This window comes from Streptomyces sp. NPDC058671, from assembly GCF_042716475.1.
GTDB lineage: Bacteria > Actinomycetota > Actinomycetes > Streptomycetales > Streptomycetaceae > Streptomyces.
The window spans coordinates 190,423-215,857 of the sequence record NZ_JBHXSA010000001.1; the positions used below are offsets into that span (position 1 = coordinate 190,423).

24 protein-coding genes are annotated in these 25,435 nt (G+C 71.8%); 12 read left to right on the forward strand and 12 right to left on the reverse strand.

Translation table 11 applies throughout. The annotated features are described in order from the left end of the window. Window positions 1-2 precede the first annotated feature (2 nt). The 3 genes from ACFWV2_RS00805 (at window position 3) to ACFWV2_RS00815 (ending at window position 3,660) form a co-directional block, all read left to right on the forward strand. Complete coding sequence (locus ACFWV2_RS00805) at window positions 3-1,433, forward strand: dihydrolipoamide acetyltransferase family protein (RefSeq protein ID WP_384399609.1); 1,431 nt, start codon at window positions 3-5, stop codon at window positions 1,431-1,433. A gap of 155 nt (window positions 1,434-1,588) precedes the next feature. After that, window positions 1,589-2,248, forward strand: coding sequence for a GntR family transcriptional regulator (locus tag ACFWV2_RS00810; protein WP_384399612.1), 660 nt, complete (start codon window positions 1,589-1,591; stop codon window positions 2,246-2,248). Between the two features lie 26 nt (window positions 2,249-2,274). Further along, a complete protein-coding gene (locus ACFWV2_RS00815; protein WP_384400313.1) occupies window positions 2,275-3,660 on the forward strand; it encodes a nitrate/nitrite transporter in 1,386 nt (461 codons plus the stop codon). A 4-nt stretch (window positions 3,661-3,664) separates the two neighbouring features. Here the strand turns inward: ACFWV2_RS00815 and ACFWV2_RS00820 are convergent, their stop codons facing one another. Next, window positions 3,665-4,492 (reverse strand): maleylpyruvate isomerase family mycothiol-dependent enzyme, encoded by an 828-nt coding sequence (locus tag ACFWV2_RS00820; RefSeq protein ID WP_384399615.1) that lies wholly within the window; start codon window positions 4,490-4,492, stop codon window positions 3,665-3,667. 155 nt (window positions 4,493-4,647) lie between these two features. On the opposite strand from ACFWV2_RS00820, the gene ACFWV2_RS00825 reads away from it, so the two are divergent. Then, entirely contained in the window at window positions 4,648-5,445 is a 798-nt protein-coding gene (locus ACFWV2_RS00825; protein ID WP_384399618.1) for a carbon-nitrogen family hydrolase, read from the forward strand. 160 nt (window positions 5,446-5,605) lie between these two features. On the opposite strand, the gene ACFWV2_RS00830 is transcribed toward ACFWV2_RS00825, so the two are convergent. From ACFWV2_RS00830 to ACFWV2_RS00850, 5 genes are all read right to left on the reverse strand, one after another. Next, window positions 5,606-6,448 (reverse strand): histidine kinase, encoded by an 843-nt coding sequence (locus ACFWV2_RS00830; protein WP_384399621.1) that lies wholly within the window; start codon window positions 6,446-6,448, stop codon window positions 5,606-5,608. 52 nt (window positions 6,449-6,500) lie between these two features. After that, on the reverse strand, window positions 6,501-7,109 hold the full coding sequence (locus ACFWV2_RS00835; RefSeq protein WP_384399624.1) for a hypothetical protein: 609 nt from the start codon (window positions 7,107-7,109) through the stop codon (window positions 6,501-6,503). A gap of 147 nt (window positions 7,110-7,256) precedes the next feature. Then, window positions 7,257-8,714 (reverse strand): hypothetical protein, encoded by a 1,458-nt coding sequence (locus tag ACFWV2_RS00840; protein WP_384399627.1) that lies wholly within the window; start codon window positions 8,712-8,714, stop codon window positions 7,257-7,259. An 11-nt stretch (window positions 8,715-8,725) separates the two neighbouring features. Continuing rightward, window positions 8,726-9,166, reverse strand: a complete 441-nt coding sequence (locus tag ACFWV2_RS00845; protein ID WP_384399630.1) for a hypothetical protein — start codon at window positions 9,164-9,166, stop codon at window positions 8,726-8,728. 147 nt (window positions 9,167-9,313) lie between these two features. Next, complete coding sequence (locus ACFWV2_RS00850; RefSeq protein WP_384399633.1) at window positions 9,314-10,810, reverse strand: PLP-dependent aminotransferase family protein; 1,497 nt, start codon at window positions 10,808-10,810, stop codon at window positions 9,314-9,316. A gap of 63 nt (window positions 10,811-10,873) precedes the next feature. On the opposite strand from ACFWV2_RS00850, the gene ACFWV2_RS00855 reads away from it, so the two are divergent. Continuing rightward, the gene (locus ACFWV2_RS00855) at window positions 10,874-12,094 is read left to right on the forward strand and encodes a trans-sulfuration enzyme family protein (protein WP_384399636.1); all 1,221 of its coding nucleotides are present in this window, start codon (window positions 10,874-10,876) and stop codon (window positions 12,092-12,094) included. Window positions 12,095-12,129: 35 nt separating this feature from the next. On the opposite strand, the gene ACFWV2_RS00860 is transcribed toward ACFWV2_RS00855, so the two are convergent. From ACFWV2_RS00860 to ACFWV2_RS00870, 3 genes are read right to left on the reverse strand one after another with little or no spacing between them, the layout of a single operon-like run. Beyond that, the gene (locus ACFWV2_RS00860) at window positions 12,130-12,621 is read right to left on the reverse strand and encodes an LURP-one-related/scramblase family protein (protein ID WP_384399639.1); all 492 of its coding nucleotides are present in this window, start codon (window positions 12,619-12,621) and stop codon (window positions 12,130-12,132) included. Window positions 12,622-12,653: 32 nt separating this feature from the next. Then, window positions 12,654-13,403 (reverse strand): hypothetical protein, encoded by a 750-nt coding sequence (locus ACFWV2_RS00865; RefSeq protein ID WP_384399642.1) that lies wholly within the window; start codon window positions 13,401-13,403, stop codon window positions 12,654-12,656. Window positions 13,404-13,405: 2 nt separating this feature from the next. Then, the gene (locus ACFWV2_RS00870) at window positions 13,406-15,019 is read right to left on the reverse strand and encodes a hypothetical protein (protein ID WP_384399644.1); all 1,614 of its coding nucleotides are present in this window, start codon (window positions 15,017-15,019) and stop codon (window positions 13,406-13,408) included. A gap of 144 nt (window positions 15,020-15,163) precedes the next feature. Between ACFWV2_RS00870 and ACFWV2_RS00875 the strand changes: the two genes are divergently transcribed. From ACFWV2_RS00875 to ACFWV2_RS00905, 7 genes are all read left to right on the forward strand, one after another. Further along, window positions 15,164-15,322, forward strand: coding sequence for a hypothetical protein (locus ACFWV2_RS00875; protein ID WP_384400344.1), 159 nt, complete (start codon window positions 15,164-15,166; stop codon window positions 15,320-15,322). Window positions 15,323-15,356: 34 nt separating this feature from the next. Then, window positions 15,357-16,922 carry a recombinase family protein gene (locus ACFWV2_RS00880; protein WP_384399646.1) on the forward strand — a complete coding sequence of 522 codons (1,566 nt, stop codon included), beginning with the start codon at window positions 15,357-15,359 and terminating at the stop codon, window positions 16,920-16,922. Window positions 16,923-17,389: 467 nt separating this feature from the next. Beyond that, a complete protein-coding gene (locus ACFWV2_RS00885) occupies window positions 17,390-17,632 on the forward strand; it encodes a hypothetical protein (protein ID WP_384399647.1) in 243 nt (80 codons plus the stop codon). A gap of 10 nt (window positions 17,633-17,642) precedes the next feature. After that, window positions 17,643-18,161, forward strand: a complete 519-nt coding sequence (locus ACFWV2_RS00890) for a DUF6879 family protein (protein WP_384399649.1) — start codon at window positions 17,643-17,645, stop codon at window positions 18,159-18,161. 13 nt (window positions 18,162-18,174) lie between these two features. Beyond that, on the forward strand, window positions 18,175-19,023 hold the full coding sequence (locus ACFWV2_RS00895; RefSeq protein ID WP_384399652.1) for a helix-turn-helix domain-containing protein: 849 nt from the start codon (window positions 18,175-18,177) through the stop codon (window positions 19,021-19,023). Between the two features lie 63 nt (window positions 19,024-19,086). Beyond that, window positions 19,087-19,311 (forward strand): hypothetical protein, encoded by a 225-nt coding sequence (locus ACFWV2_RS00900; protein WP_384399655.1) that lies wholly within the window; start codon window positions 19,087-19,089, stop codon window positions 19,309-19,311. Window positions 19,312-19,604: 293 nt separating this feature from the next. Then, complete coding sequence (locus ACFWV2_RS00905) at window positions 19,605-21,410, forward strand: NHL domain-containing thioredoxin family protein (RefSeq protein WP_384399658.1); 1,806 nt, start codon at window positions 19,605-19,607, stop codon at window positions 21,408-21,410. 66 nt (window positions 21,411-21,476) lie between these two features. Here the strand turns inward: ACFWV2_RS00905 and ACFWV2_RS00910 are convergent, their stop codons facing one another. The 3 genes from ACFWV2_RS00910 to ACFWV2_RS00920 form a co-directional block, all read right to left on the reverse strand. Then, window positions 21,477-21,821 (reverse strand): hypothetical protein, encoded by a 345-nt coding sequence (locus ACFWV2_RS00910; protein WP_384399661.1) that lies wholly within the window; start codon window positions 21,819-21,821, stop codon window positions 21,477-21,479. 67 nt (window positions 21,822-21,888) lie between these two features. Continuing rightward, window positions 21,889-23,220: a M18 family aminopeptidase gene (locus tag ACFWV2_RS00915; protein ID WP_384399664.1), complete on the reverse strand. Its 1,332-nt coding sequence runs from the start codon at window positions 23,218-23,220 to the stop codon at window positions 21,889-21,891. 338 nt (window positions 23,221-23,558) lie between these two features. Continuing rightward, complete coding sequence (locus tag ACFWV2_RS00920) at window positions 23,559-25,388, reverse strand: acyl-CoA dehydrogenase (RefSeq protein WP_384399667.1); 1,830 nt, start codon at window positions 25,386-25,388, stop codon at window positions 23,559-23,561. Window positions 25,389-25,435 lie beyond the last annotated feature (47 nt).

Consider the following 25,435-nt stretch of genomic DNA (forward strand, 5'->3'; position numbering starts at 1 on the left):
CCGTGACGATCCGCGAATTCAAGATGCCCGACGTGGGCGAGGGCCTCACCGAGGCCGAGATCCTCAAGTGGTACGTCCAGCCCGGTGACACGGTCACCGACGGGCAGGTCGTGTGCGAGGTAGAGACGGCCAAGGCCGCGGTCGAGCTGCCGAGCCCCTTCGACGGCACGGTCCACGAGCTGTGCTTCCCCGAGGGGACGACGGTCGACGTCGGCCAGGTCATCATCTCTGTGAACGTCGGCGGCGGGACCGCCGAGGCCCCCGCCGCTCCGGTGGCCGAGGCCGCTCCGGCAGCCGCCGTACCCGCGCCCGCGCCGGTCGAGGAGGACGAGGAGCCGAAGGGCCGCCAGCCCGTCCTCGTCGGCTACGGCGTGGCCGCCAGCTCCACCAAGCGCCGTGCGCGCAAGGCGCCGACGGGCTCGGCCCCCGCCGCTCCGGCTCCGGCAGTGCCCGTCACCGTCTCCGTACCGGAGCAGCTCAACGGGCACGCTCCGGCCGGTGCCGGAGCCCGGCCGCTGGCCAAGCCGCCGGTCCGGAAACTCGCGAAGGACCTCGGCGTCGATCTCGCGACGGTCACTCCGACCGGCCCCGACGGCGTCATCACCCGTGAGGACGTGCACGCGGCGGCCGCTCCGGCGCCCGCGCCCGCCGTCGAGGTCCCGGCTCCGACGCCGGCCGTGGTTCCGGCTCCGGCCCAGGCTGTGGCGTCCGCGCCGCTCGTCTCGACCGACGCCCGGGAGACCCGTGTGCCCGTCAAGGGCGTACGGAAGGCCACGGCGGCGGCGATGGTCGGTTCGGCCTTCACCGCTCCGCACGTCACCGAGTTCGTGACCTTCGACATCACGCGCACGATGAAGCTGGTCGAGGAGCTCAAGTCCGACCAGGACATGGCGGGCCTGCGGGTCAATCCGCTGCTCCTGATCGCCAAGGCCGTCCTGGTCGCGGTCAAGCGCAACCCGGAGATCAACGCGGCCTGGGACGAGGCGGCGCAGGAGATCGTCCTCAAGCACTACGTGAACCTGGGTATCGCCGCGGCCACCCCGCGCGGTCTGCTCGTGCCGAACATCAAGGACGCGCACGCCCAGACCCTGCCCGAGCTCTCGGCGTCCCTGAGCGAGCTGGTCTCCACCGCCCGGGAGGGGAAGACGACCCCGGCGGCCATGCAGGGGGGCACCCTCACCATCACCAACGTCGGCGTCTTCGGCGTCGACACCGGTACGCCCATCCTCAACCCCGGCGAGTCCGCGATCCTCGCGGTCGGTGCGATCAAGCTCCAGCCGTGGGTGCACAAGGGCAAGGTGAAGCCGCGTCAGGTCACCACGCTGGCCCTCTCCTTCGACCACCGACTGGTCGACGGCGAGCTCGGCTCCAAGTTCCTGGCGGACGTCGCCGCGATCCTGGAGCAGCCGAAGCGGCTGATCACCTGGAGCTGACGCCTCGGGCTGACGCCTGGAGCTGACGCCTCGGGCTGACTCCCTGGGTGTAGTCGTAGTGCGCCGGTCCGTCCGTTTCACGTGAAACAAGGGAGCCCCGTCCACGATGTGGATGGGGCTCTCTGTTGCACCTCTGTTGTATCTATCCTGTGCGCATGCCGTCCGCCACCGCCCCCGTCAAGCAACAGCCCGCCGCCGACCGCGTGTACTCGCACGTCAAGCAGGCCGTACTCGACCGGCGGTACGAGGGAGGCACCCTCCTCACCGAAGGGGAACTCGCCCTCGCCGTCGGAGTGTCCCGGACGCCGGTCCGCGAGGCGCTGCTCAAGCTGGAGATGGAAGGGCTGCTCAAGCTCTACCCGAAGAAGGGCGCCCTCGTCCTCGCCGTCTCCGCCCAGGAGATCGCCGACGTCGTCGAGACCCGCCTCCTCGTCGAGGAGTTCGCCGTCCGCCGGGCCGTGCCCGCGCCCGCCTCCCTCGTCGCACGGCTCGAAGAGCTCCTGGAGGAGCAGAAGCGGCGCGCCGAGGCCGGGGACCTCGCCGAGGTCGCCGTCACCGACCGCTGCTTCCACGCCGAGATCGTCCGTCACGCCGGCAACCAGATACTGTCCCGCCTCTACGACCAGCTCCGCGACCGTCAGTTGCGCATGGGCGTCGCCGTGATGCAGTCCCAGCCCGACCGGGTCACCAAGAACATCACCGAGCACGCCGAGATCCTCGACCGGATCAAGGCCGGAGACGTGGAGGGCGCCGCTCGCTGCGTCCGTCAGCACCTCACCTGGGTCAAGGTCCTGGTCCGCGGTGAGGACCGGTGAGCGGCGACAGCCGGAAGGGCCGTGACATCGGGAACGGCCGTGGCGGCGGGAAGGGCCGTGGCAGCCGCGACGGGTCCGGGTCTGCCCGCACCCTCCCCGGAGACCCGCCCGGCGGCCGCCGCGCCGCCCTCGTCTGGGGCGTCGGCGTCGCTGTCTACTTCGTCGCCGTCATCTTCCGCACGTCCCTCGGCGTCGCCGGACTCGACGCCGCAGACCGCTTCGACGTCAACGCCTCCGCGCTCTCCACCTTCTCCATAGTCCAGCTGCTCGTCTACGCGGGCATGCAGATACCCGTCGGCCTCATGGTCGACCGGCTCGGCACCAAGAAGGTCCTCACCCTCGGCGTCGTCCTGTTCACCCTCGGCCAGCTGGGCTTCGCGCTCTCGCCCTCGTACGGCACGGCGCTCGCCGCCCGCGCCCTCCTGGGCTGCGGCGACGCCATGACCTTCATCAGCGTCCTGCGGCTCGGCGCCCACTGGTTCCCGGCCCGCCGCGGTCCGCTCATCGGCCAGGTCGCCGCCCTCTTCGGCATGGCGGGGAACCTCGTCTCCACCGTCCTCATCGCCCGCGCCCTGCACGGCCTCGGCTGGACGACGACCTTCGTCGGCAGCTCCCTCGCCGGGGTCCTCGTCCTCGTCCTGCTGCTGCTCTTCCTCAAGGACCACCCCGAGGGGTACGAACCCCAGCCCTCCCCCCTGCTCTCGGCTGCGCTCGAGCAGGGGGCACCCCCGTCCCACGCGGGCGCCGCCTTCGTCCGCCGCCAGATCGCCGAGTCCTGGCGGGAACCCGGCACGCGCCTCGGCATGTGGGTGCACTTCACCACCCAGTTCCCCGCGATGGTCTTCCTGCTGCTCTGGGGACTGCCCTACCTCGTCGAGGCGCAGGGCCTCTCCCGGTCGGCTGCCGGGGGACTGCTCACCCTGGTCGTCCTGTCGAACATGGCCGTCGGCCTCGCGTACGGGCAGATCATCGCCCGTCACCACGGGGCCCGCGCCCCGCTCGCCCTCGGCACGGTCGCCGGCACCGCCCTGATGTGGGGCGCCACCCTCGCGTACCCCGGCCAACACGCGCCGATGTGGCTGCTCGTCACCCTCTGCCTGGTCCTCGGCGCCTGCGGACCGGCCTCGATGATCGGCTTCGACTTCGCCCGCCCGGCGAACCCGCCGGGGCGCCAGGGCACCGCGTCCGGCATCGTCAACATGGGCGGGTTCGTGGCGTCGATGACGACGCTCCTCGCCGTCGGCGTGCTCCTCGACGCGACCGGCGACAACTACCGGATCGCGTTCTCGTCCGTCTTCGTCCTGGAGGCCCTCGGCGTCGTCCAGATCCTGCGCCTCAAGGCCCGTACCCACCGCAGGGAACGCGAACGGCTGGTCGTCAGCCGTGTGGAGGCGGTGCACGTCCCCGTCTGAGTCCTCAGCGGGGCGTCACCGCGATGTTGGCGAGGATCGCCCGCGCCAGCTCCTCGTCGCCCTCCACCTTGACCCGGTCGGCCGCGTCGGCCGGCCGGATCCGGCCGCAGGCGAGACGCACGAACGTCTCCCAGTCCGTGGCCAGCGTCACCGCGGGACCCAGCGACGGCGCTCCGTCGATCGAACCGCGGCCGTCCGCGTCGACCCGGACCGTCCGCAGGAACTCCACCGGACCGCTCACGTCCAGGACCACCGCTGAGGACGCCGGCGCGCCCGCGTCCTTGGCGACCACCTTCGGCAGCGCCTCCAGGAGCACGTCACGCGTCACGTGCGCTCCCGCGGAGTCCAGGTTGCCCGGCACCCCGAGCGCCGTCCGCAGGTCCTGCTCGTGCACCCACACGTCGAAGGCACGCATCCGGTAAGCCAGTTCCAGGGACTGCTCCGCACCCAGGGGCGCGCGGATCAGGTGCTCGGGGGAGCGGTTCTCGTTGCGGAGCTGCCGGGCCCGGCGGATCAGGATGTACTCCAGCTCCGAGGTCATCTCCGGCGCGGTGTGGTGCCGTCGCACATCGACCTGCACCTCCATGTACCGCGCGAAGTCGGTGCGTACGTGGTACAGGTCGCGCGGCAGGGAGTGGATCGGCCGCGGGTCGCCGAGCATCTCCGTCTCCATGCCGATCACATGGGACACGATGTCCCGGACGGACCAGCCCGGGCACGGTGTCGGCCGGTTCCACTCGCCCTCCACGAGCGGCTGCACCAGCTCGGCTATCGCCTCGATGGAATGGGTCCAGGCGTCGGCGTAGTTCTGGAGGCTGGGATGGACGGTCACGGGACCCCTCGGCGGTTCTTCGGTGCGCGGGCTGAAAACACGACTGGGTGGGAGGCTCGGACGCTAAGTTACGCTGCCCGAAGGCACCCCGGCAGTGCTTTCGTGTGACGATCGTAGGCCGGTGTTGACGGCTCGAATGCCAGGACGGTGGTAGTGTGCGCGCCTCGCTGATCCAGATCGCGGTAGACCCGGACGAACCGGTCGACGCCCGCCGCGCCCGCGTGGCGCGCCTCGTACGGGAGGAGGCCGGCCGCGCCGACCTCGTCGTCCTGCCGGAACTGTGGCCCATGGGCGCCTTCGCCTACGAGTCGTTCGCCGCCGAGTCCGAGCCGCTGAACGGCCCCACGCACCGGGCGATGGCGGCCGCCGCGCGTGACGCGGGGGTCTGGCTGCACGCCGGTTCCTTCGTCGAGGCGGAGGGCGGCGCCCTCTACAACACCTCGCTGGTCCTCTCCCCCGACGGCGAACTCGCCGCCTCCTACCGGAAGATCCACCGCTTCGGCTTCGACAGGGGCGAGGCGGTGATGATGGCGGCCGGGGAGGACCTCGTCACCGTCGACCTGCCGCACCTCACCGTCGGCGTCGGCACCTGCTACGACCTGCGCTTCCCGGAGCTCTTCCGCGGGCTCGTCGACGCCGGCGCCCAGGCCTTCGTCGTCCCGGCCGGCTGGCCGGCCCGCCGCCGCGCCCACTGGACCCTTCTCGCCCAGGCGCGTGCCGTCGAGAACCAGGCGTACGTCCTGGCCTGCGGGACGGCGGGTACCCACGCGGGTGTCGAGCAGGCCGGCCACTCGATCGTCGTCGACCCCTGGGGCGAGGTCCTCGCGGAGGCGGGCCCCGAAGAGGAGATCCTCCGGGTCGACCTCGACCCGGCGAAGGTCACCACGACCCGCGAACAGTTCCCGGCCCTGAAGGACCGGGTCCTGGGCGTCACCCCGCCGAAGAGGCCTTGAGGAACTGGGGGCCCGAGGGCCTGAGGCCCTGAGGCCCTGAGGCCCTGGGCCCCGGCAGCGGCCTGAGGCCCTGGGCCCGGGTAGCCGCCTGGGGCCGGGGGCCCGGGCCCCCGACGCCCTCCGCTCCCGGCGCCCCGGCGGCCCACCGCTCCCCTCCCGCTCAGCCCTGCCCCGGCGCCTCCGCTCGTGTGATCTCCGTGGCGTCCGGGAGCAGGCCGGTCAGTTCCTGCCAGATCCGCTTCGGCGCGACGCGGCGCAGCCGGAACGGGCTGTCCGCGCTCGCCCCGCCCTCCGCCAGCGGCTCGGCGGGCAGCTCCCGCAGCCAGTGGCCGAGGGGGCCGCAGTCCCAGGCGGCGACCACGCGGGCGGCCACCCCCCGTACCCCGTCCTGGCTGCCCTGCCACGCCGCGGTCATGCGCCAGTTGGAGCGCAGCTCCACGACGAGCTCCCCGAGCAGGACGGCGGTCGCGTCCGGTGCCCCCGCCGCGCGCAGGGCCTCGACGACCAGCGTCCGGTCGTCCGCGCCGGGCGTCGACGCGGCCTTCTCCAGCGCCGCGAGCCCCGCCTCCAGGACGCCCACGGTCGTCTCGACGACCTGCCCGGCGGCCTCGGCGACGCCGGACTGACGCAGGCCGACCAGGTCGGCCAGCGTCCACACCACGGTCCTCGGCTCCACGAGCCGGTACTCGGCTTCCTCCTGGCCCGGCCAGGTCTCGTGGCACACGACGTGGTCGTCGCCGATCAGCACCCCGTGGTGGAGGGTGCCCTGCCGGCCCCCCGCCTCCAGGGAGACGATCACGGACGGCTGTACGAGGGTCTGCACCAGGGGCAGCAGGAGCGTGGACAGCTCCCCGGCGCCGTTCATCAGCCCGCAGTCCCGCAGCCGCGCCTCCGCGGGCGCCATGGACTCCGGGACCGGCTGACCGGTCGCCAGCTGGGCGAGGACGAAGACCTCGTCGTCGGACAGCCGGAAACGGGATCGGGTCACGTCGAAGGAAGGCATGTGTCGCTCACTCGGGTAGGGCGGGTGGAGTTCGGAGGTGGTGGTCAGGGGATCAGTACTGGGACTCGGTCCAGAAGTGGGTCACGCGGGAGATGCCCGCCTTCACCGCGCCGAGGTGCGTCAGGGCGGAACGGTCGACGCCCGCGAAGATCAGGGCCAGCGCCAGGTCCCCGCCCTCGGCGCGCCCGGCGACCTGGACGGAGAGCCTGCGGTTCCTGCCCCGCCCGGACTCACGGACGGTGATCGTCACCCCGGGGTCCTCGTCGTCGGCCTCGCGGGTCAGGACGTAACCGTGCTTGTCGAGGGCGGCGAGCCGGTAGTGGTCGCCCGCGTACCGCATCGTCAGGGCGCGCCGGCCGAGGGTGGCGCCGAGACGGTTCCGCTCCACGTACACCATCCGGTCGCCGACCCGCAGCGTCGACCGGTTCAGGGTCGGCAGCTTCAGTCCCTCGGCGTGCATCCCGCGCGACTCGTAGGAGGCGACGGGGAGTTGCCCGCCGCGTACCTCGGAGACGATCGACTCGGGCGTGGTCCGGGGCAGGGGGCAGGTCAGCGTGATCTCCCCGAATTCCGGCGAGACGCCCTTCCAGCCCGCGCGGTAGTCGTGCCGGTTCCCCTCCTTCCACGCGTGGAGGTCGAACGGGGTGACGTTGGTGTGCATGACAGGAACTCCTCATCGGTGCGGCAGGCGCGGTGCGACGGGTGCGGTGCGACGGGTGCGGTGCGGTCCAGCAGGCTCGTCCCCCGGCCCCGCGCCGACCGGCCCCGCGTCCACCGGCCCCGCGCCGACCGGCCCGCGGCGAACGGGTCAGTCGAACGGGTTCAGCGCACCGCCCAGCTTCTTCGCCCCGCTCGCGATCCCGGACCCGACGTCGGAGGCCTTGTCGCCCACCCAGTCGCCCGCCTTCTCCAGACCCTTCCCGATGGCCTCGTGGTTGTCCCAGACCAGCGCACCGGCGTAGGCCACGCCCGTGCCGACGGCGAGCCCGAGCGTGACCGGGTTCGGGGCGACGGTGAGGGCCGTCATCGAGGCGCTGAAGGCCGTCCCGGTGAGGTCGGAGGCGAACTTCGCCGGGTCGGCCTTGATCATGTCCGTGTTGTACGTGGTGAGGTTGGCCACGCCGTACGCGGTGGCCGCGACCCCGCCGACGACCCCCGCGCCGCGCAGCCAGCCGGCCGCCTTGGCGGCGTTGGCGAGGCCGCCGTTCTGCGCGACCTTCACCAGGTTGGCCTCGGCGGTGGTCGGCATGAAGAAGGCGCCGTTGCGCAGGTGACCGCCGAGCATGGCGGCCTCGTCGGAGCCCGTGAGCGCGGTCGCCAGACCCGGCGGCACCTTGCTGAGCATGCTGCCGGGAGCTGCCCCCGCCAGCCGCATGTTGAAGTGCTTGGAGAGGAAGGTGCCGGGCGCGGTCGGGTGGACGAACGGCGGACGGATCGCCTGGGACAGCTTGTACGAGTACAGGCCGACCGACGTCAGGGCGCCCGCGAACGCGCCCGCCGTGATCGTGCCCTTGGTGAACTGCGCGACCAGTTCGGCCAGTTTCTCGTTGCCGGTGAGTTTCGCGACGCCGTCGCGCTGGAGCCGCGCGACGTAGTCGTCGAGCGTCTCGTTGTCCTTCATCTTCAGCCAGGCCAGGTTCGTCCGGTCGTCCTCGGCCTTGTCGTCGGCCGCGGCGACCTTGCCCGCGTCACCGTTGAAGCCGGTGCCGAGGGTCGCGTCGTTCTTGTTGCCGTGGCCGTCCTTGACCACGGCCTCCAGGTCCTTCTTCAGGTCCTGGTCGGCGAGGTCGAAGGCCTTGACGCAGCCGTCCAGGTGCTCGGCCCAGGCCGCCTCGGCCGCCCGGACGCTCTCGGCGCCGTCCGGGTCGTGGTGCAGCGCGGTGCGCTCCTCGGGGGTGAGCCGCTCGTAGTCGTAGGCGACCCTGCCCTGCTCGGAGACCTTCATACCGGCCTTGACGGCGTCGGCGCGGGCGCTCTCCAACTGCTTCTTCAGTTCGGTGAACTGCTCGTGGCCGTTGCGCAGCAGCGTCGCGGTGGCCCTGGCCTGCGTCTGGGCCGCCTGGTACTCGTAGCGGGTCGCCGCGAAGGTGGTGTGGGCGGCGGTCGCGGTCTCGCCCAGCCAGCTCTGCGCCGTGGTCAGCGACTGCACGGTGTCCCGGTAGCGCTCCTCGACCTTGTGCAGCTCCCCCGCCATCTCCTGCCACTTGTCGGCGGCGGTGGCGAGCTTGCCCAGGTCGGTCGTCATGATCTCGGAGTACGTCAGCACGGTCCGCCCCCTCAGTACCGGTCTATGCGGGAGGTCGGCCGGACCCCCGCGATACGGGCGCGGTTGTCGGCCTCCCGCTGCCCGAAGGAGACCGCGGTGTCACGCAGGGCGGTCTTCTCGGCGGCGAGCCGGGCGAGGAGGCTCTTGACCTGGTTGTTCCAGGTGGAGTCGACGGTCTTGAGGCCGGCGGCGGTCGCCCAGCCCTCGAAGCCGCCGACGGCGGCGGTGGTGGCGGCGTCGGCCCACGTGGCGGCCTTGCCGGTGTTCGGCTCCAGCTCGGCCTCGATCGTGTTCGCCGCGGCCTTCTTCCGTGCCGGTGCGGTGGCGAGGTGGGGCGTCCCGCCCGCCGGACCGCCGCCGCCACCCGGTGCGACCTGGTTCAATCGCGTGTCGGCGGGGGCTTGTTCCGGTGCGCCGGAGCGCATCGCGGCCCAGTCCTCGTCAAAACCCATGGTGTAGCGCCCCCATGAAAAAATGATCACCACTTTGCAGGTGCATCGTATGTTTCCGCTGAGACGCGTGGGACGCAAGGTCGGTCGGCCACCCCACCGGGGCCGGACGACGATCGCCCCCGGCGTCAGCGACGGTCGCACGCGGAGTCAGACGACGATCGCCCGCAGGGAGGCCCGTTCCGTTACCGGCCCCGGGGCGTACTCCGCCCAGGCCGCCGCCAGCCTCCGCACCGCCTCCGTCAGGACGTCGGCCGGGGCGAGGTGGTGCAGCCGGAGGTGGCGGACGCTCCCGCCGAGCGCGTCGGCCGTCGAGCCCGGCAGGACGGCCACCCCGTGGCGCAGGGCGAGCTGCGCGAAGGAGACGCCGTCGCCGTGGGGGAGCCGTACCCACAGCGTCTGGCCGCCCGTGGACGGCGCGCAGGACCAGGAGGGCAGGTGGCGGACAAGTTCGGCCCTGAGGTGGTCGTGGCCCGCCCGCACCGACGCCAGGCGGGCCGCGAGGACCGGGCCGAAGTCGTCGAGGAGACGGGTCGCGGCGAGCTGGGACGGCAGGTCGCTGCCCAGGTCGTGGAGGGCCTTGAGCCGGGCGAGACGGGCGACCAGGGACGCGGGGCCGCGCAGCCAGCCGATGCGCAGCCCGCCCCACACCGTCTTGCTCAGCGAACCGACCGCGATCACCTCGCCGTACGAGGCGAGCGGGGCCGCCGGCGGCGACGCCGTGTCGAACGCCAGGTCCGCGAGGACCTCGTCGTCCACGAGCGGCACGCCGAACGCGTTCGCCGCCTCCACGAGCCGGCGCCCGGCCAGCGGCGGGAGCACCGCCCCCGTCGGGTTCTGGAACCGCGCCATCACATAGGCCAGGGCCGGACGGTGGCGTTCCATCACCCGTACCGCCTCCGCCACGTCGGTCCCGTACGGCCCGACCGCCACCGGCAGCGGTACGGCCGCCGCCTCCCGGAACAGGTCGAGCGCCCCCGGATACGTCGGCGCCTCCACGAGCACGCCGTCCCCCGGCGCGAGCAGCAGCCGCGTGAGCAGCGAAAGCGCCTGCTGCGCGCCGGTGGTGACCAGGATCTGCGCCGGCTCGGTCGGCACCCCGCGCGCCGTGTACCGCTCGGCGACCGCCGTCCGCAGCGCCGCGAGACCGGCCGGGTGGTAGCCGAGGTCCGCGTCGGGCAGGACGAGCGAGCGGTACGCCTCCGCCAGCTCGGGCGGCGGCTGGGACGGGGCGGCGCAGGTCAGCAGGATCACGTCGTCCGGCGCCTCCAGGAGGTGCAGGAAGAGCGGATTCGACGTCTCGGTGACGCGGGGGGTGTCCGGTCGGCGGGACGCCTCCGTCCCCCCGCGCCCCTCCGGAGCCAGCGCCGCCCGCGCGACCCGGGTTCCGCTGCCCTGCCGCCGTACCAGCCGCCCCTCCTGGCGCAGCGTGTCGTAGGCGGCGACCACCGTCGTACGGCCCACGGCCAGGGCCTTCGCGAGCCGCCGGTCCGGTGGCAGAAGCGCGTCCGGCGGCAGCGCGGCCTCGTCGATCAGCCGGCGCAGCCGGGCCGCGAGCAGCAGGTACAGCGGCCCGCGCCCGGCCGACCAGCGGCCGAGGCGGGCGACCAGGTCGTCCAGGTCGAGGGACGCGTCGATTGGCTCCATCGCCGGACCAATCTGCCGGGATTGGCCCTGGGAAGGCAAGCGGCGGGTCCACAGACTGGACGCATGAGCCACGCCGACGACTCCGCAGCCACGCCCCTCCGTACCGGGGCCGTCCGCCCCGAGACCCTCGCCGTCCACCCGCCGCACGTGGAGGTCAAGGGCAGCAGGCCCCTCGGCGTCCCGCTCCACCAGGGCCACGTCTTCGCCTTCGACTCGGCCGACGCCCTCGCCACCGCCTTCACCTCGGGGGACGCCTTCCTCTACAGCCGCCTCGGAAACCCCACCGTCCGCACCCTCGAGGACGCCGTCACCCGCCTCGAAGGCGGAGCCGCCGGCCTCTCCTTCGCCTCCGGCATGGGCGCCGTCAACGCCGTCCTGCTCGGCCTGCTCTCCAGCGGCGACCACGTCGTGGCCCAGAGCTGCCTGTACGGCGGTACGTACGCGGTCCTCACCGACCTCGCCGCCCGCTGGGGCGTCGACGTCACCTACGTCTCCGGAACCGACCCGGAGGAGGTCCGGGCGGCGCTGCGCCCCACGACCCGGCTCCTCTACCTGGAGACCATCGCCAACCCGACCACCCGCGTCTCCGACCTGCCCGCGCTCGCCGCCGTCGCGGCCGGGGCCGGGGTGCCGGTCGCCGTCGACAACACCTTCGCCTCCCCGCTCCTGTGCCGCCCCCTCGACCACGGCGCCGACATCGTCGTCCACTCGGCCACCAAGTACCTGGCCGGGCACGCGGACGTCCTCGGCGGCGTCGCCGTCTTCAAGGACCACGAGCTGTACGGCAGGGTCCGCCACCACGCCGTCGAACAGGGCGCCTCCACCGACCCGTTCGCCGCCTGGCTGACCCTGCGCGGGATGCAGACCCTGTCGCTGCGCATGGAACGCCAGTGCGCGAGCGCCGCCGACCTCGCGGCCCGGCTCGCGACGCACCCCGCCGTCGCGGCCGTTCGCCACCCCGCCCTCGCGAGCCACCCGGACCGGGAGATCGCCGCGCGCCTGCTGCCCGGCGGTGGCGGCGGAGTGGTCTCGGTCGACCTCGCGGGCGGCCGGGAGGCGGGCCGCACGTTCGTCGAGGCGGTACGGCTGGCCTCGCTCAGCGTCTCCCTCGGCGATGTGAAGACCCTGGTGATGCACCCGGCCTCCACCTCCCACCACCAGCTCGACGCGGCGGCCCTCGCGGCGGCCGGGATCGGCCCCGGCACGGTCCGGATCTCGGTCGGCATCGAGCACGTCGAGGACCTGTGGACGGACCTGGAACAGGCCTTGGCGAAGGTCGGGTGACGACAGGTCACCCCAGGTGTACGTGTGATGCCACGTCAGTCCTCCCGCTCGCGCTCGGCCATCCGGATCACGCACACCGCCACGGCGACGAGGAGGGCGGCGTCCGCGTCCTCCCGGACCACGTTCACCGCGTACGTCTCCCGGACGCGGATCCACTGCCGGGAGACGTGGGCCAGGAGTTCGCCCTCGTACTCGACGGTGAACTCCCGGTCCAGGATTCGGCCGCTGACGTCCAGTTCGGTCCCCTCGACCAGCGTCACCCGGAAGTGGTTGCGCAGCAGCGAGAGCCGCTTGCGGCGGATGGTCGCCAGCGGCCGCTCGTCCCGCTCGACGGTCATGGTGTCCCGCAGGCTGAACATCTTCTGCCGCAGCGTGATCAGGACCTGCCCGTCGGGGTCCTTCAGCTCCAGCGTGTCGCGCAGCCGCAGCGCCTTGCCGTCGACGAGGAAGGCGTGGCGACCCTGCTCGTCCTCGATCCAGTAGTCGTCACCGATCGCGAAGATCTTGTCCCGTACGAGATATTTCACGGCGGTATGACTGCCCGGACGAGCGGCGGTTCTCACCTGAAGTAGCGGGTGAACGCGTCCGGGGTCGCCCCCAGCGTCGCGCCGAACGGCGAGTCGAGCTGGTGGATCAGCAGCACCGTGAACGCGATGAACCCCGCCAGACCCATCACCATCACCACATGGGTCGTGCTCCTCCTGATCCCGAAGAGGAACATGAACGCGAGCGTCAGCGTGCCCCCGATGAGCAGTCCCGCCCACAGCACCGGGGACAGCCGCTCCTGCGCCGCCGCCTCCCGCCCGCGCCGCGCGTCGTCGACGTAGCCGAGCTGGGCGAGGACCTCCTGGGCGGCGATCTGCTGCGGCACCTTCGCGGAGTCCTGCACCTCACCGGCCCGCCGCACCTGTTCCAGGAGCCGCCAGCCGGCCATGTCAAGCGGCTCGCGGGCCGCCATCACCGGCCACTCGACGTCGACGACGTGCCCGGCGTACGTCCGGGCCGCCTCGCGCAGCGGCTGCCGCTGGTCTGCGGGGAGCGCGTCCGCGAGCAGATACATCTGGTGCAGGGCGCTCGCCTCGGCCTGGACGTGGTCGGCCGCGGAGGAGCGGGTGTCCCAGACGGAGACGAGACAGAGGCCTAGGACGACGGCGTAGAGCACCGACACCATCATGGCGATGTACTCGGCGACGTCCTCGCGCGGCTCCTCGTCCTCTCCGACGGGGAAGAGCCTGGTCTTGGCGACGACGGCGAGGGCGGCGGCGACCGCGACACCGAGGACGACGACGAGCGTTTCGAGCAGGGCCATGGTCAGCTTCTCCGGTTGCCGAGGAGGGCGGCCGCGACGGCCGCCGGGATCAGGAGCAGCAGCAGCATCGTCACGACGCCGAACTCACCGGCCTCCCGCCCCCGCCGCCGCAGCCGCCCGAGGAACCCCTCGGAGTCGAGAGCGGCGGCGCGGCGGGCGGCGGGAGGACTGACGACGCCGCCGACCCCTGTGCCGGCGGTGACCCCGACCCCGGAGCCGGGGTCGGTCCCGGTGCCGTCCCCGCTCCCGGGCGGCCCGATGGGCAGGAGCGGGGGTACGGCGGCGGGGGGAACGGCTCCCGGGAGTACGCCCGCCGGGGGCAAGCCCGCGGCGGCGAGGGCACCCGGAGGCACGCCCGCCCCGCCGGGTGCGGCGGCCCCGGGCGCACCGGCTCCGGGCAGGGCTGCCCCGGGCGCGGCTGCCCCCGGCGCACCGGCTCCGGGCGCGGCTGCCCCCGGTAGGGCCGCTCCCGCAGCGGCGGCGGCCGCAGCTGCCGCCGCCGCTCCAGGCCCGGCTTCCGCCGCCGCGGGAGCTCCCGGTACGGCCGCCGCGGCAGCTCCCGGTACGGCCGCCGCGGCCCCGGGAGCCGCCCCGGCCCCGGGTACCGGCGCGCCAAGCACACCCGGCGCCGCACCCGCTCCCCGTACGGAATCCCCCACGGGCCCCCATAGGGACCCTCCGACCGCCCCGGGGGCCGTCCCCCCTACCGTCCCGCCGGAGGAAACACCCCCCGATCCCCCCACCGACCCCCCGGGTCCCACCACCGTGAACACGGCCGACGACCGGGCGACGAGCATCGGCGCGGCCACCCGGGCGCCGCCCGGCCCGTAGGTGGTCACCCGGTCGCTCCCCGAGGCGACCCCCGTACTCCGGTGGGTGCCAGGGGGCCGCCGTACGGTGGCCGTGCAGTGGGCCGAGGCGCCGGGGGCGAGCCGGGGAACGGTGCCGGGATGTCCCGCGCAGTCCACGGAGCCGTCGCGCAGACCGAGGGCGGTGTCCCGCACCCGTACCGCCTGGAGGGGCCGGTTGCCGTGGTTGGTCACGGTGTACGTGACGGTGGCCGTGCCCCGCCCCACGGCCAGCCCCGAACCGCTCCCCACACCCCGGCCCGAACCACTCCCCACACTCCGCCCCGCCGTGCTCCCGCCCCCGACCGTCACCCGCTCGGTGAGACCGAGGCTTCCGGCGATCCCGGTGTATCCGGCGCCCGCGGTCGCGGTGAGCCGCTTCCGGAGGGACGGGACGGTGCCCTCCGCGTGCACGGTGCCCCGGTGCAGCCCCGGCGCCGCGCGGAATCCGGCGACGCACTCCACCTCCCCGAGCGCGGGCAGCGGCCCCGCCGGGCAGCGCACGGACCCGGCCGGGACCTCGGGGTCGACGACCCGTACCCCGTACAGGTGCGCCTCGCCGCGGTTCACGAGGCGGTACCGCTTCACGGCGTCCGTGCCGGCCCGGACGGCGGGTGGCCGCTGCCGGCTGTCGCCGCGACCGTTCACGGTCACGGTGAGCCGCAGGGCCCCGTCCCCGACGCCGCCGGCCCGTGCGAGGTTCGCGGGGAGGGCCAGGGGTACGACGGGCACCAGGACGAGCAGCACCACCAGGAGCCCCCCGCTCACCCGATGGCGGTAATAATCCGATGACCTGACCAAACGTTCCGCCATGCCCGCCATGCTCGCCAGGCACCGCCCCCACCCGGCCCCCGGACACGCACCCCCGCCCCACCCGGCCCTCACTTTCCACCCGTACGGCACCCTTGAGACATGAACGACTCCGCGCCCGCGCCCGGGCCCCGCCGACGTGCCCGTGTCCGCGCCCCCGAGCTGATCGGCAAGGGCGGCTGGCTGAACACGGGAGGAGACGACCTGACCCTCGCCGGCCTGCGAGGAAAGATCGTGCTGCTCGATTTCTGGATTTCATGAACCAATGTGAGCACTCCTCGCTAGCGTTGGGCGCGTGCACCAACACACCACTGCTGACCTGTACTTGCGCCTGTCCCTGGACCGGGAGGGCAAGACCGCGATCGACCGCCAGGAAGCCGACTGTCGCGCATGGGCGGAGCGCAACGGACTGACCGTCCGCAAGGTCCACATCGACCGTGGACGTTCCGGTTACAAGAGCGTCAGCCGCAAGGGATTCGATGCGGCGATCACAGCAGCCACGGCCGGCGTCGTGGGCGTTCTGATCGTCTGGAAGCTCGACCGCCTGTCCCGCAAGGGCATCGGCGAGGTCGGCAAGGCACTGGACGACATAGGCCGGGTCGGCGGACGCCTGGTCTCCGTCATGGACGGCCTCGACACGAAGAACGACAACGCCCGGGTCACCATCGCGATGCTGGCGGAACTGGCGCGCAATGAGTCCCGCAACCTTGGGATGCGCGTCGGCAACGCAAAGCGGTATTTGCGCCAGCGGGGCCAGTGGATCGGCGGACAGCCGCCTTACGGGCTGCTGGTGGACCCGGAGGCGAAGAAGCTCGTCCACGACCCCGAGACCGCCGTCTACGCCCGCCTGATCGCCGACGAGGCGCTGTCCGGGAAGGCCCTCGTCCACATCGCCCGGCTGCTGAACGAGCACGGGGTGGAGTCCGCCCGTGGGGGCGAGTGGAACTCGTCCAGCGTCATGCAACTCCTTCGTTCACCGGCCTTCGCCGGTCTCATGCCGCAGACCGAGTACGAGGAGCAGCCGGACGGGACACGCAAGTACATGAACCGGGTCTCTCCCTACCGAGACCCGGAGACGCTGGAGACCGTGAGCATCGGTGAGGGGATCATCACGGTCGGGGAGCGTGAGCTCATCCTCCGCCAGCTCGAAGCGCGCACGTTTCCTCTGGCGGGGAAGCGGCACGGTCACAAGCAGGGGAAGTCGCTGCTCACCGGGATAGCACGTTGTGGGCTCTGCGGGGCCCGGATGAGCAAGGCCGGCACGTCGTACCAGTGCTCCAGCCACCGCATGGGGCGGGGATGCTCCGGTGTCTCGGCCCGTGTGGAGAGCATTGACGACTACGTGACTCGGGCGTTCCTCTCACGCCTGCCGTCCCTGGAGCCTCAGGACCCGCTGCTCGCCGTGATCGCCGATCGCTGGGTACAGAGGGAGGACCCTGAGATTTTCGCGAAGCGGGACGCGATCGAGGCGGAGATCGCGGACGAGGGGGCTCGCCTTTCGGACCTGGAGGAGGCCAGGTACGTCCGCGGCGAGTTCACCGGCGCAGACGCGATCGACCGGTACAACCGGCTCGCAGGACGACTTCGTACCCGGATCGAGGGGCTGCGCGCGGACCTACTGCGGATGCCGACCCCTTCCGTGGACATCTCTCCTCTCCTGGATGCGGGCCTGCTTCGTGAAGCTTGGGAAGCCGACGATGCGGCCGGAAGACGTGAACGCCTCGGCCTCGCAATCGATCGAGTGGAAGTCCGGCGAGGCAGGGTGGGCGTGAGGTTCGACGGCGACGAGCGCTGCCGGATCGTCTGGGCGACGAGAGACGGTGCTGGGGAGGAGTCAGCGGGTGACGAAGTGACGGAATGACGGTCGAAGTCCATTACCTCCTTAAGAGATGTTCTGAGTCTCTATGGATGGAATAGAACTAAACGTCATTCCGTCACTTCGTCACTGGGGCCGCCCAAGGGTCGGTGCGAAGTTGCGCTGTGGTCACCGTCCCGGCCCCGGCCTCAGCTCGGAACGCGCACGCTGGGTGTGGCGCCGTTTTTCGAGCCCATCATGGCTCTGACCAGCGCATATCGACCGCCGAAGGCGCGAGAGCGGCACAGTTAACGCCCTGCAAAGCCTGCCAAAGGCCCCACGTAGCTGCCCGGCGGGCGGTGGAACACCATGAGCCCCCGTGCTCGTCGGCCCTGATGGGGGCGGTGGGTGCGGGGGCTTTCGTCCGTTCGATGACAGCCCAAGCGCCTGACCTGAAGGCCCTCTTGCGCGGCTCAGCCTCAACGGTGAGGCTCGTGCACGCTGGTGCAACCCACTCGACGGCGGGAGCGACCATGACCCTAAAGTTCCTCGGCATCATCCCCAATACGCCGACTGACGAGTCCCCGACGATCTGGCTCCACGAGGAGACCGGCGACCTTCTGATCCAGTCGTACAAGGCGACCGAGGACGAAGTGAGGGCGTGCCAGGAGATCGGTTCGATCCCGGGTCATTCCACGGACGTGCCGGACCACGAGACGATCATCCGGCTGCCCGCGGTGATGCTGAAGTACATCCCCTGCCCGGATGACAACTGAGAGGTAGGACGTGCAGCCACCCGCCCGTCATGCACTGGCACGAGCACAGCACTCGGCGGTGCACCTTGAGTTGCGTGACAGCTACATGCTCGATGACCCCGAGTTCATCGCGTGGCAGCGGGGGAAGCGCCTCGATCCCGCTGACCGGTCTTTGTGGTGGGGCGGCTGGCACGACGCGGTGAAGGAGGCGACGGCTCGCGGGGTCGTGGTCCGTCGGGTCCGGATCGTGTCGGAGCCGATCAGCGACTACGTGCGGTACGAGTACGACTGTACGTTCACAAACATCGCGGCGGGTGAGCTGGTCCGGTGGCTGCCCCGGCGGCAGACCACGGACTTGGCCTTGCCGGGTACCGATTTCTGGCTGTTCGACAGCGCGCAGACGCTCTTCCACCACTTCACCGGGAACGGGCAGCTCGACCAGGACGGGCGGGAGTACGCGGACGACCCCGAGCGGGTGAAGCTGTGCGCCGGCGCCTTCGAGGCAGCTTGGCAACGGGCCGTTCCACACGAGGAGTACCGACCGCGCTGAGCTGTCACCCACCATGGCCGTCTCACCCTCATCAAGCGCACAGCAGGCCCGGCAGGCTCTGGCGAATCGACTCGCTGAGCTGTGCCGGGATGCCGGCCTCACCGGACGGGACATCGCCCGTTTGTGCTCCTGGCATCCGTCCAAGTCGTCACGGATCATGAACGCCCGTACGCCTCCGTCTGCTGATGACATCCGGGCGTGGTGCCGGGCGTGTGGCTCGGAAGATCAGACGGAAGATCTGTTGGCCTCGCTGCGTACCGCCGAAGGCATGTGGGTCGGGTGGCGGCGAATGGAGCGCGCCGGGCTCAAGCAGGCCCAAGAAGCCCGTCTCCCGCTCTTCGAGCGAACCCGCCGGTTCCGCGCGTACTCCTCGTGGTTCGTTCCGGGCCTGATCCAGACCTACGGCTACACGGAAGCCGTCTTGCGCGCGGTCCAGCGCAGACGGGTCGAAGTCGACGACGTTGCCGATGCGGTCGCCGTCCGCATGGAGCGTCAGCGCGTGCTCTACAAGGGTGATCGGCGGTTCGCGTTCCTGATTGAGGAATCGGTCTTGCGGAACGGGCTCGGAGGGGCGGAGGTACAGGAGGAACAGCTCCGCCGCCTCCTCACGGTCGGCTCTTTGCCCAGTGTCAGCCTGGGCGTGGTCCCCACGTGTACTGAGCGATCGCGGATGCCGGTGGAGGGGTTCTGGATCTTCGACACCGCGCAGGTCAACGTCGAGTTGGTCTCGGGCTACCTCACGCTGACCCAGCCCAGTGAGGTTGCCGCTTACGCGGACACGTTCCGGGAACTTGCTGACATGGCGGTCTACGGAGCGAAGGCCCGAGCGCTGATCACGAGCGTCATCCAGACCCTGCGGTGATAGCCGTGCAACCTCATGCAATCTCATGGGAAGTGCGACCTCGGCGTTCCTAGCGTGGTCACCATGCGGACGACACGAGATCGGGCCGTGAAGCCGATCACCTATGCGCAGCCCCCGGTGGAGCTGCCGCTGCGAACGGATCCGGAGCCCGTACCGGCAGCCGGCTGCGGAGTCTGCGCCGCCCTGGCCGCGCAGCGCCGAGAGGCCCGCCTTGAAGGCGACGGCTCCGTGGTCAGTGACTGCAACGTGGAGCTCAGCAACCACCCGCACCCCGGGGAGTCGACGTGAGCGTGAAAGCCGTGCTGCGGTACGTGAGCTACGTCATGCGCCGCCACCCATCGGCCGAGACGACGGCAACCGCGTGGTGCCTGAACCCGGACTGCCGGTGGACCTCAGAACCGACCGGGAACGCGGACGTGTGCACCGACATGTGCATACAGCACACTGGCCGGACCGGGCATATGACCTACCTCCGAGAATTCTCGGAGGTCGCCGTGGTGGAGCGGATCCCATAGCTGCGCAGGGCAACCGCGTCGTACGGCCGTGATCCGGTGTTCATGGGCCAATGGCAAGCTTGAAACATGAACGATGCTGCCCCGGCGCCCACCCCCGCGCCCGCGCCCCGCCGTGCCCGTGTTCGTGCCCCCGAGCTGATCGGCAAGGGCGGCTGGATCAATACCGGCGGGAAGGACCTGAAGCTCGCCGATTTCCGAGGTCGCACATTGATCCTCGACTTCTGGACCTTCTGCTGCGTGAACTGCCTGCACGTCCTCGACGAGCTCCGCGAACTGGAGGAGAAGCACCGCGACACGCTCGTGATCGTCGGGGTGCACTCGCCGAAGTTCGTGCACGAGGCCGAGCACCAGGCCGTCGTCGACGCCGTCGAGCGGTACGAGGTGCACCACCCCGTACTGGACGACCCCGAGCTCGCGACCTGGAAGCAGTACGCCGTGCGCGCCTGGCCGACGCTGGTCGTGATCGACCCCGAGGGGTACGTCGTCGCCCAGCACGCCGGTGAGGGGCACGCCAACGCGATCCGGACGCTCGTCGAGGAGCTGGAGGCCGAGCACGAGGCCAAGGGGACGCTGCGGCGCGGCGACGGTCCGTACGTGCCGCCCGAGCCCGTCGCCACCGACCTGCGGTTCCCCGGCAAGGCGATCCTGCTGTCCTCGGGGAACCTCCTGGTCTCCGACACCACCCGCCACCAGCTCGTGGAGCTCGAAGCCGACGGCGAGACCGTCGTGCGCCGCATCGGCGAAGGTGTCTTCCGGGAGCCGCAGGGCCTCGCGGAGCTGCCCGACGGCAGGATCGTCGTCGCCGACACGGTGAACCACTCGCTGCGCGTCCTCGACCCCGAGACGGGCGTGATCGAGCGGGTCGCCGGCACCGGAAAGCAGTGGTGGCAGGGATCCGCCACCTCGGGTCCCGCCCTGGAGGTCGACCTGTCCTCGCCGTGGGACGTGGCCTGGTGGCAGGGCAAGGTGTGGATCGCCATGGCCGGTGTCCACCAGCTGTGGACGTACGACCCGGAGAGCGGGACCGTCGAGGTCGCGGCCGGGACGACGAACGAGGGGCTCGTCGACGGGCCCGCCGCCGAGGCCTGGTTCGCGCAGCCCTCGGGGCTCTCGGCCACCGAGGACCGGCTGTGGATCGCCGACTCCGAGACCAGCTCCCTGCGCTGGATCGACCCCGAGGGGGTCGTCCACACCGCCGTCGGCACCGGTCTCTTCGACTTCGGGCACCGCGACGGCGCCGCCGGCCAGGCCCTGCTCCAGCACCCGCTGGGCGTCACGGCCCTGCCCGACGGCTCGGTCGCCGTCAGCGACACGTACAACCACGCCCTGCGCCGCTACGACCCGGCGACCGACGAGGTCACCACCCTCGCCACCGATCTGCGCGAGCCCAGCGGCGCGGTCCTCGTCGACGGCGACATCGTGGTCGTCGAGTCCGCCCGGCACCGGCTGACCCGGCTTCGGCTCCCCGAGGAGGCCGTCCAGGTCGCCGCCGTGGCGCACCGCACCCGGCGGGAGGCCACCGAGGTCGCCCCCGGGCGGCTCCGCCTGGACGTCGTCTTCCAGGCGCCGACGGGCCAGAAGCTCGACGACCGCTACGGCCCCTCGACCCGGCTCCTGGTCTCCTCGACCCCGCCGGAGCTGCTGCTCGGCGGCGACGGCACGGGCACGGACCTCTTCCGGGACCTCGACCTGAACCCGCAGGTCACGGAGGGCGTCCTGCACGTCTCGGCGATGGCCGCGTCCTGCGACGACGACCCGGCCAACGAGTACCCGGCCTGTCACGTCCACCAGCAGGACTGGGGCGTGCCCGTGAAGATCACGGAGGCGGGCGTCTCCCGCCTCCCGCTGATCCTCGCGGGCCTGGACGGCTAGCGCCTTTCGTCGGGATCAGACTCCGCGAGCCCGGCCTGATCCCCATGAAAGGCCCTGGTCAGCCGCTCAGCGCAGCATCCCCTGGTTCCTGGACGGGCGCCCCGCGGCCCCGTCCAGGCATCCGGCCACCCATGCCGCGGGATCGTGGACGGCCCGGTCGCCGCCCATTCCCTGCCGTTCCATGAGCGCGCACTCGCCGTCGAGCAGGGCCTTCGTCCGCGTGCCGTCCACGTCGTACCCGCGGATGCGGGAGGCCTGGACGTAGCCGCCCTCGTACGCGATGTCCGTGCCCCACGGGGGCCGGTCGTGGTACGCGTCGATGAGCAGCCCCGCCCCCGTCAGGACCAGGAGCAGGGAGCCGACGGCGTACGGGACGAACTGGCGCGGGGGAGGCCCCTCATGACGGTGCATGGGGTGACGGTGTCAGGCGGGGCCTTTCGCGGATGTTTCGCTCGTGGTGCCGTCCGGCAGTCGGGGTTCAGCCCTCCAGGAAGGCGACCAGGGCGTTCGCGAGGAGGTACGGGTCGTCGGCGCCGCAGAGTTCGCGGGCGCTGTGCATGGAGAGGATCGCGACGCCGATGTCGACGGTCTTGATGCCGTGACGGGCGGCCGTGATCGGGCCGATGGTGGTGCCGCAGGGCATGTCGTTGTTGGAGACGAACGACTGCCAGGGCACGCCCGCGCGCTCGCAGGCGGCGGCGAACAGGGCGCGCCCGCCGCCGTCGGTCGCGTACCGCTGGTTGACGTTCACCTTGAGGATCGGGCCGCCGTTGACGCGCGGGTGGTGCGTCGGGTCGTGGCGCTCGCCGTAGTTGGGGTGGACGGCGTGGCCGGTGTCGGAGGACAGGCAGACGGTGCCGGCGAAGGCCCGCGCCCGGTCCTCGTAGGACCCGCCGCGGGCGTAGACGGAGCGTTCCAGGACGTTGCCGAGCAGGGGGCCCTGGGCGCCGGTGTCGGCCTCGGAACCGTTCTCCTCGTGGTCGAAGGCGGCGAGGACCGGGATGTACGGGAGGTCGTCGCGGCCGGCGAGGGAGGCGAGCGCGGCGACGGCCGCGTGGACGGAGAGCAGGTTGTCCATGCGGGGTCCGGCCAGGAGCTCGCGGTCGCGGCCGAGGTAGGCGGGCGCTTCGACGGGGTGGACCATCAGGTCCCAGCCGCTGACGTCCTCGGCGTCGACGCCGGCCTCGTCGGCGAGGAAGGAGATCAGGTCGCCCTCGTGGACGTCGCCGATGCCCCAGACGGGCTGCATGTGGCGCTGGCGCTCCAGCTTGAGGCCGTCGTTGGCCCCTCGGTCGAGGTGGATGGCGAGCTGCGGGACGCGCAGCAGGGGCCGGCCGACGTCGACGAGGTGATGACTGCCGTCACGGAGGGTGAGGCGTCCGGCGAGGCCGAGGTCGCGGTCCAGCCAGGTGTTGAGGAGGGCGCCGCCGTAGATCTCGACGGCGACCTGTCGCCAGCCGTGCGCGCCCATGTCGGGCCGCGGCTTGACGCGCAGGTTGGGGGAGTCGGTGTGGGCGCCGACGATGCGGTACGGGGTGTGGGGGGCGGCGCCCTCCGGCACGTACCAGGCGATGATCGCCCCGCCGCGGACGACGTACTTCCCGCCGTGCCCCGCCGGCTCGCCCGTCGGTGTAGCAGCGTCCCATGCGGCGGTCTCCTCGACCTGCCGGAACCCGGCCGCCTCAAGGCGTGAGGCGACGCTCGCGACCGCGTGGTACGGCGAGGGGGACGCCATCAGGAAGGCCATGAGGTCGTCGGTGTGACCGCGGTCGAAGGGGCCGGCGGCGGGACGGGAAGCTGCGCTGCTCATGGCCCAACCTTACGCAGCGGGGCCGCGCCGGAGCCGCTGGGGACCTGCTCGACGGGCACGTCACGCGTGAGACGGTCCGACCGGGCCGGGGACCCCGCGAGCGGGACCCGCGCCGTCCGTCGCCGACACGACGGGGACCTCGCGGGCGCGACCCGCGCCGCCCCGGTCCGCCCGCGTCCCCCCGGAGGCGAACCGAGCCCGGAAAGTCGGCAGGCGAGCACGGTCGGGACTGTGAGCCCGGCCTGAGCACCCCGGGGGCGAACCGAGCCCCAAAAAACACAGAACGGCCCGCCCCCCTCCCCGGGGACGGGCCGTTCCCTGCAGGACGTGGGCGCGGGTTAGAACGCGGCCTCGTCCAGGTCCATCAGCGAGCCGTCGACGGCCTCGGCGAGGGCGCGCTCGGCGGTGACGCCGGGCAGGACGTTGGCGGCGAAGAACTTCGCGGCCGCGATCTTGCCCTGGTAGAAGGCGACATCCTTGCCGGTGGCCCCGGCGGCCAGCTTCTCGGCGGCGACGGCCGCTCCGCGCAGCAGCAGGTAGCCGACGACGACGTCGCCGGAGGCGAGGAGCAGGCGGGTGGTGTTGAGGCCGACCTTGTAGATGTTCTTGACGTCCTCGCCGGTGGCGGTGAGGTCGGTGATCATCGTGCCGACGATGCCTTCGAGGTCGACGGCGGCCTTGGCGAGCGAGTCGCGGGCGTCGGCGAGGTCGTCGCCGCCGGTGCCGACGGCGAGGAACTTCTTGATCTCCTCGGACAGCGCGTTCAGGGAGGCGCCCTGGTCGCGGACGATCTTCCGGAAGAAGAAGTCCTGGCCCTGGATGGCGGTGGTGCCCTCGTACAGGGTGTCGATCTTGGCGTCCCGGATGTACTGCTCGATCGGGTACTCCTGGAGGAAGCCGGAGCCGCCGAAGGTCTGGAGCGACTGCGCGAGCTGCTCGTAGCCCTTCTCGGAGCCGTATCCCTTGACGATCGGGAGCAGCAGGTCGTTGAGGCCGTGCAGGGCCTTGGAGTCCTCGCCGGCCGCTTCCTTGATCGCGATCTCGTCCTGCACGGAGGCCGTGTAGAGGACGAGGGAGCGCATGCCCTCGGCGTACGCCTTCTGCGTCATGAGCGAGCGGCGGACGTCGGGGTGGTGGGTGATGGTGACCTTGGGCGCGGCCTTGTCCATGAAGTTGGCCAGGTCGGTGCCCTGGACGCGCTCCTTGGCGTACTCCAGGGCGTTGAGGTAGCCCGTGGAGAGGGTGGAGATCGCCTTCGTGCCGACCATCATGCGGGCGAACTCGATGATGAGGAACATCTGGCGGATGCCGTCGTGCTTGTCGCCGATGAGCCAGCCCTTGGCGGGGTGCTGGTCGCCGAAGGTCATCTCGCACGTGTTGGAGGCCTTCAGGCCCATCTTGTGCTCGACGTTGGTCGCGTAGACGCCGTTGCGCGCGCCGAGCTCGCCGGTCTCCCAGTCGAACTCGTACTTGGGGACGAGGAAGAGGGAGAGGCCCTTGGTGCCGGGGCCGGCGCCTTCGGGGCGGGCGAGGACGTAGTGGAGGATGTTCTCCTCCATGTCGTGCTCACCGGAGGTGATGAAGCGCTTGACGCCCTCGATGTGCCAGGAGCCGTCCTCCTGCTGGGTGGCCTTGGTGCGGCCGGCCCCGACGTCCGAGCCCGCGTCGGGCTCGGTGAGGACCATGGTGGAGCCCCAGCGGCGGTCGACGGCGATCTGCGCGGCCTTCTTCTGCTGCTCGTTGCCCTCGGTGTAGAGGATGCCGGCGAAGGCGGGGCCGGAGGAGTACATCCAGACGGCCGGGTTCGAGCCGAGGAGCAGCTCCGCGTAGGCCCAGATCAGGGAGCGGGGGGAGACGGTGCCGCCGATCTCCTCGGGGATGCCGAGGCGCCAGTACTCGGACTCCATGAAGGCGTTGTACGACTTCTTGAAGGTGGCGGGGACCGGGGCGGTGTTGGTCTCGGGGTCGAAGACCGGCGGGTTGCGGTCGGCGTCGGCGAAGGACTCCGCGAGCTCGTTCTCGGCGAGGCGGCGGATCTCGTCGAGGATGCTCTTGGCGGTCTCGACGTCCATCTCCTCGAACGGCCCGGTGCCGTACACCTTGTCGCGGCCGAGGACCTCGAAGAGGTTGAACTCGATGTCGCGGAGATTCGACTTGTAGTGCCCCATGGCGACGGCTCCGTTAAGGCTCGGGGAGGGGAGGTTCCTCGTACACG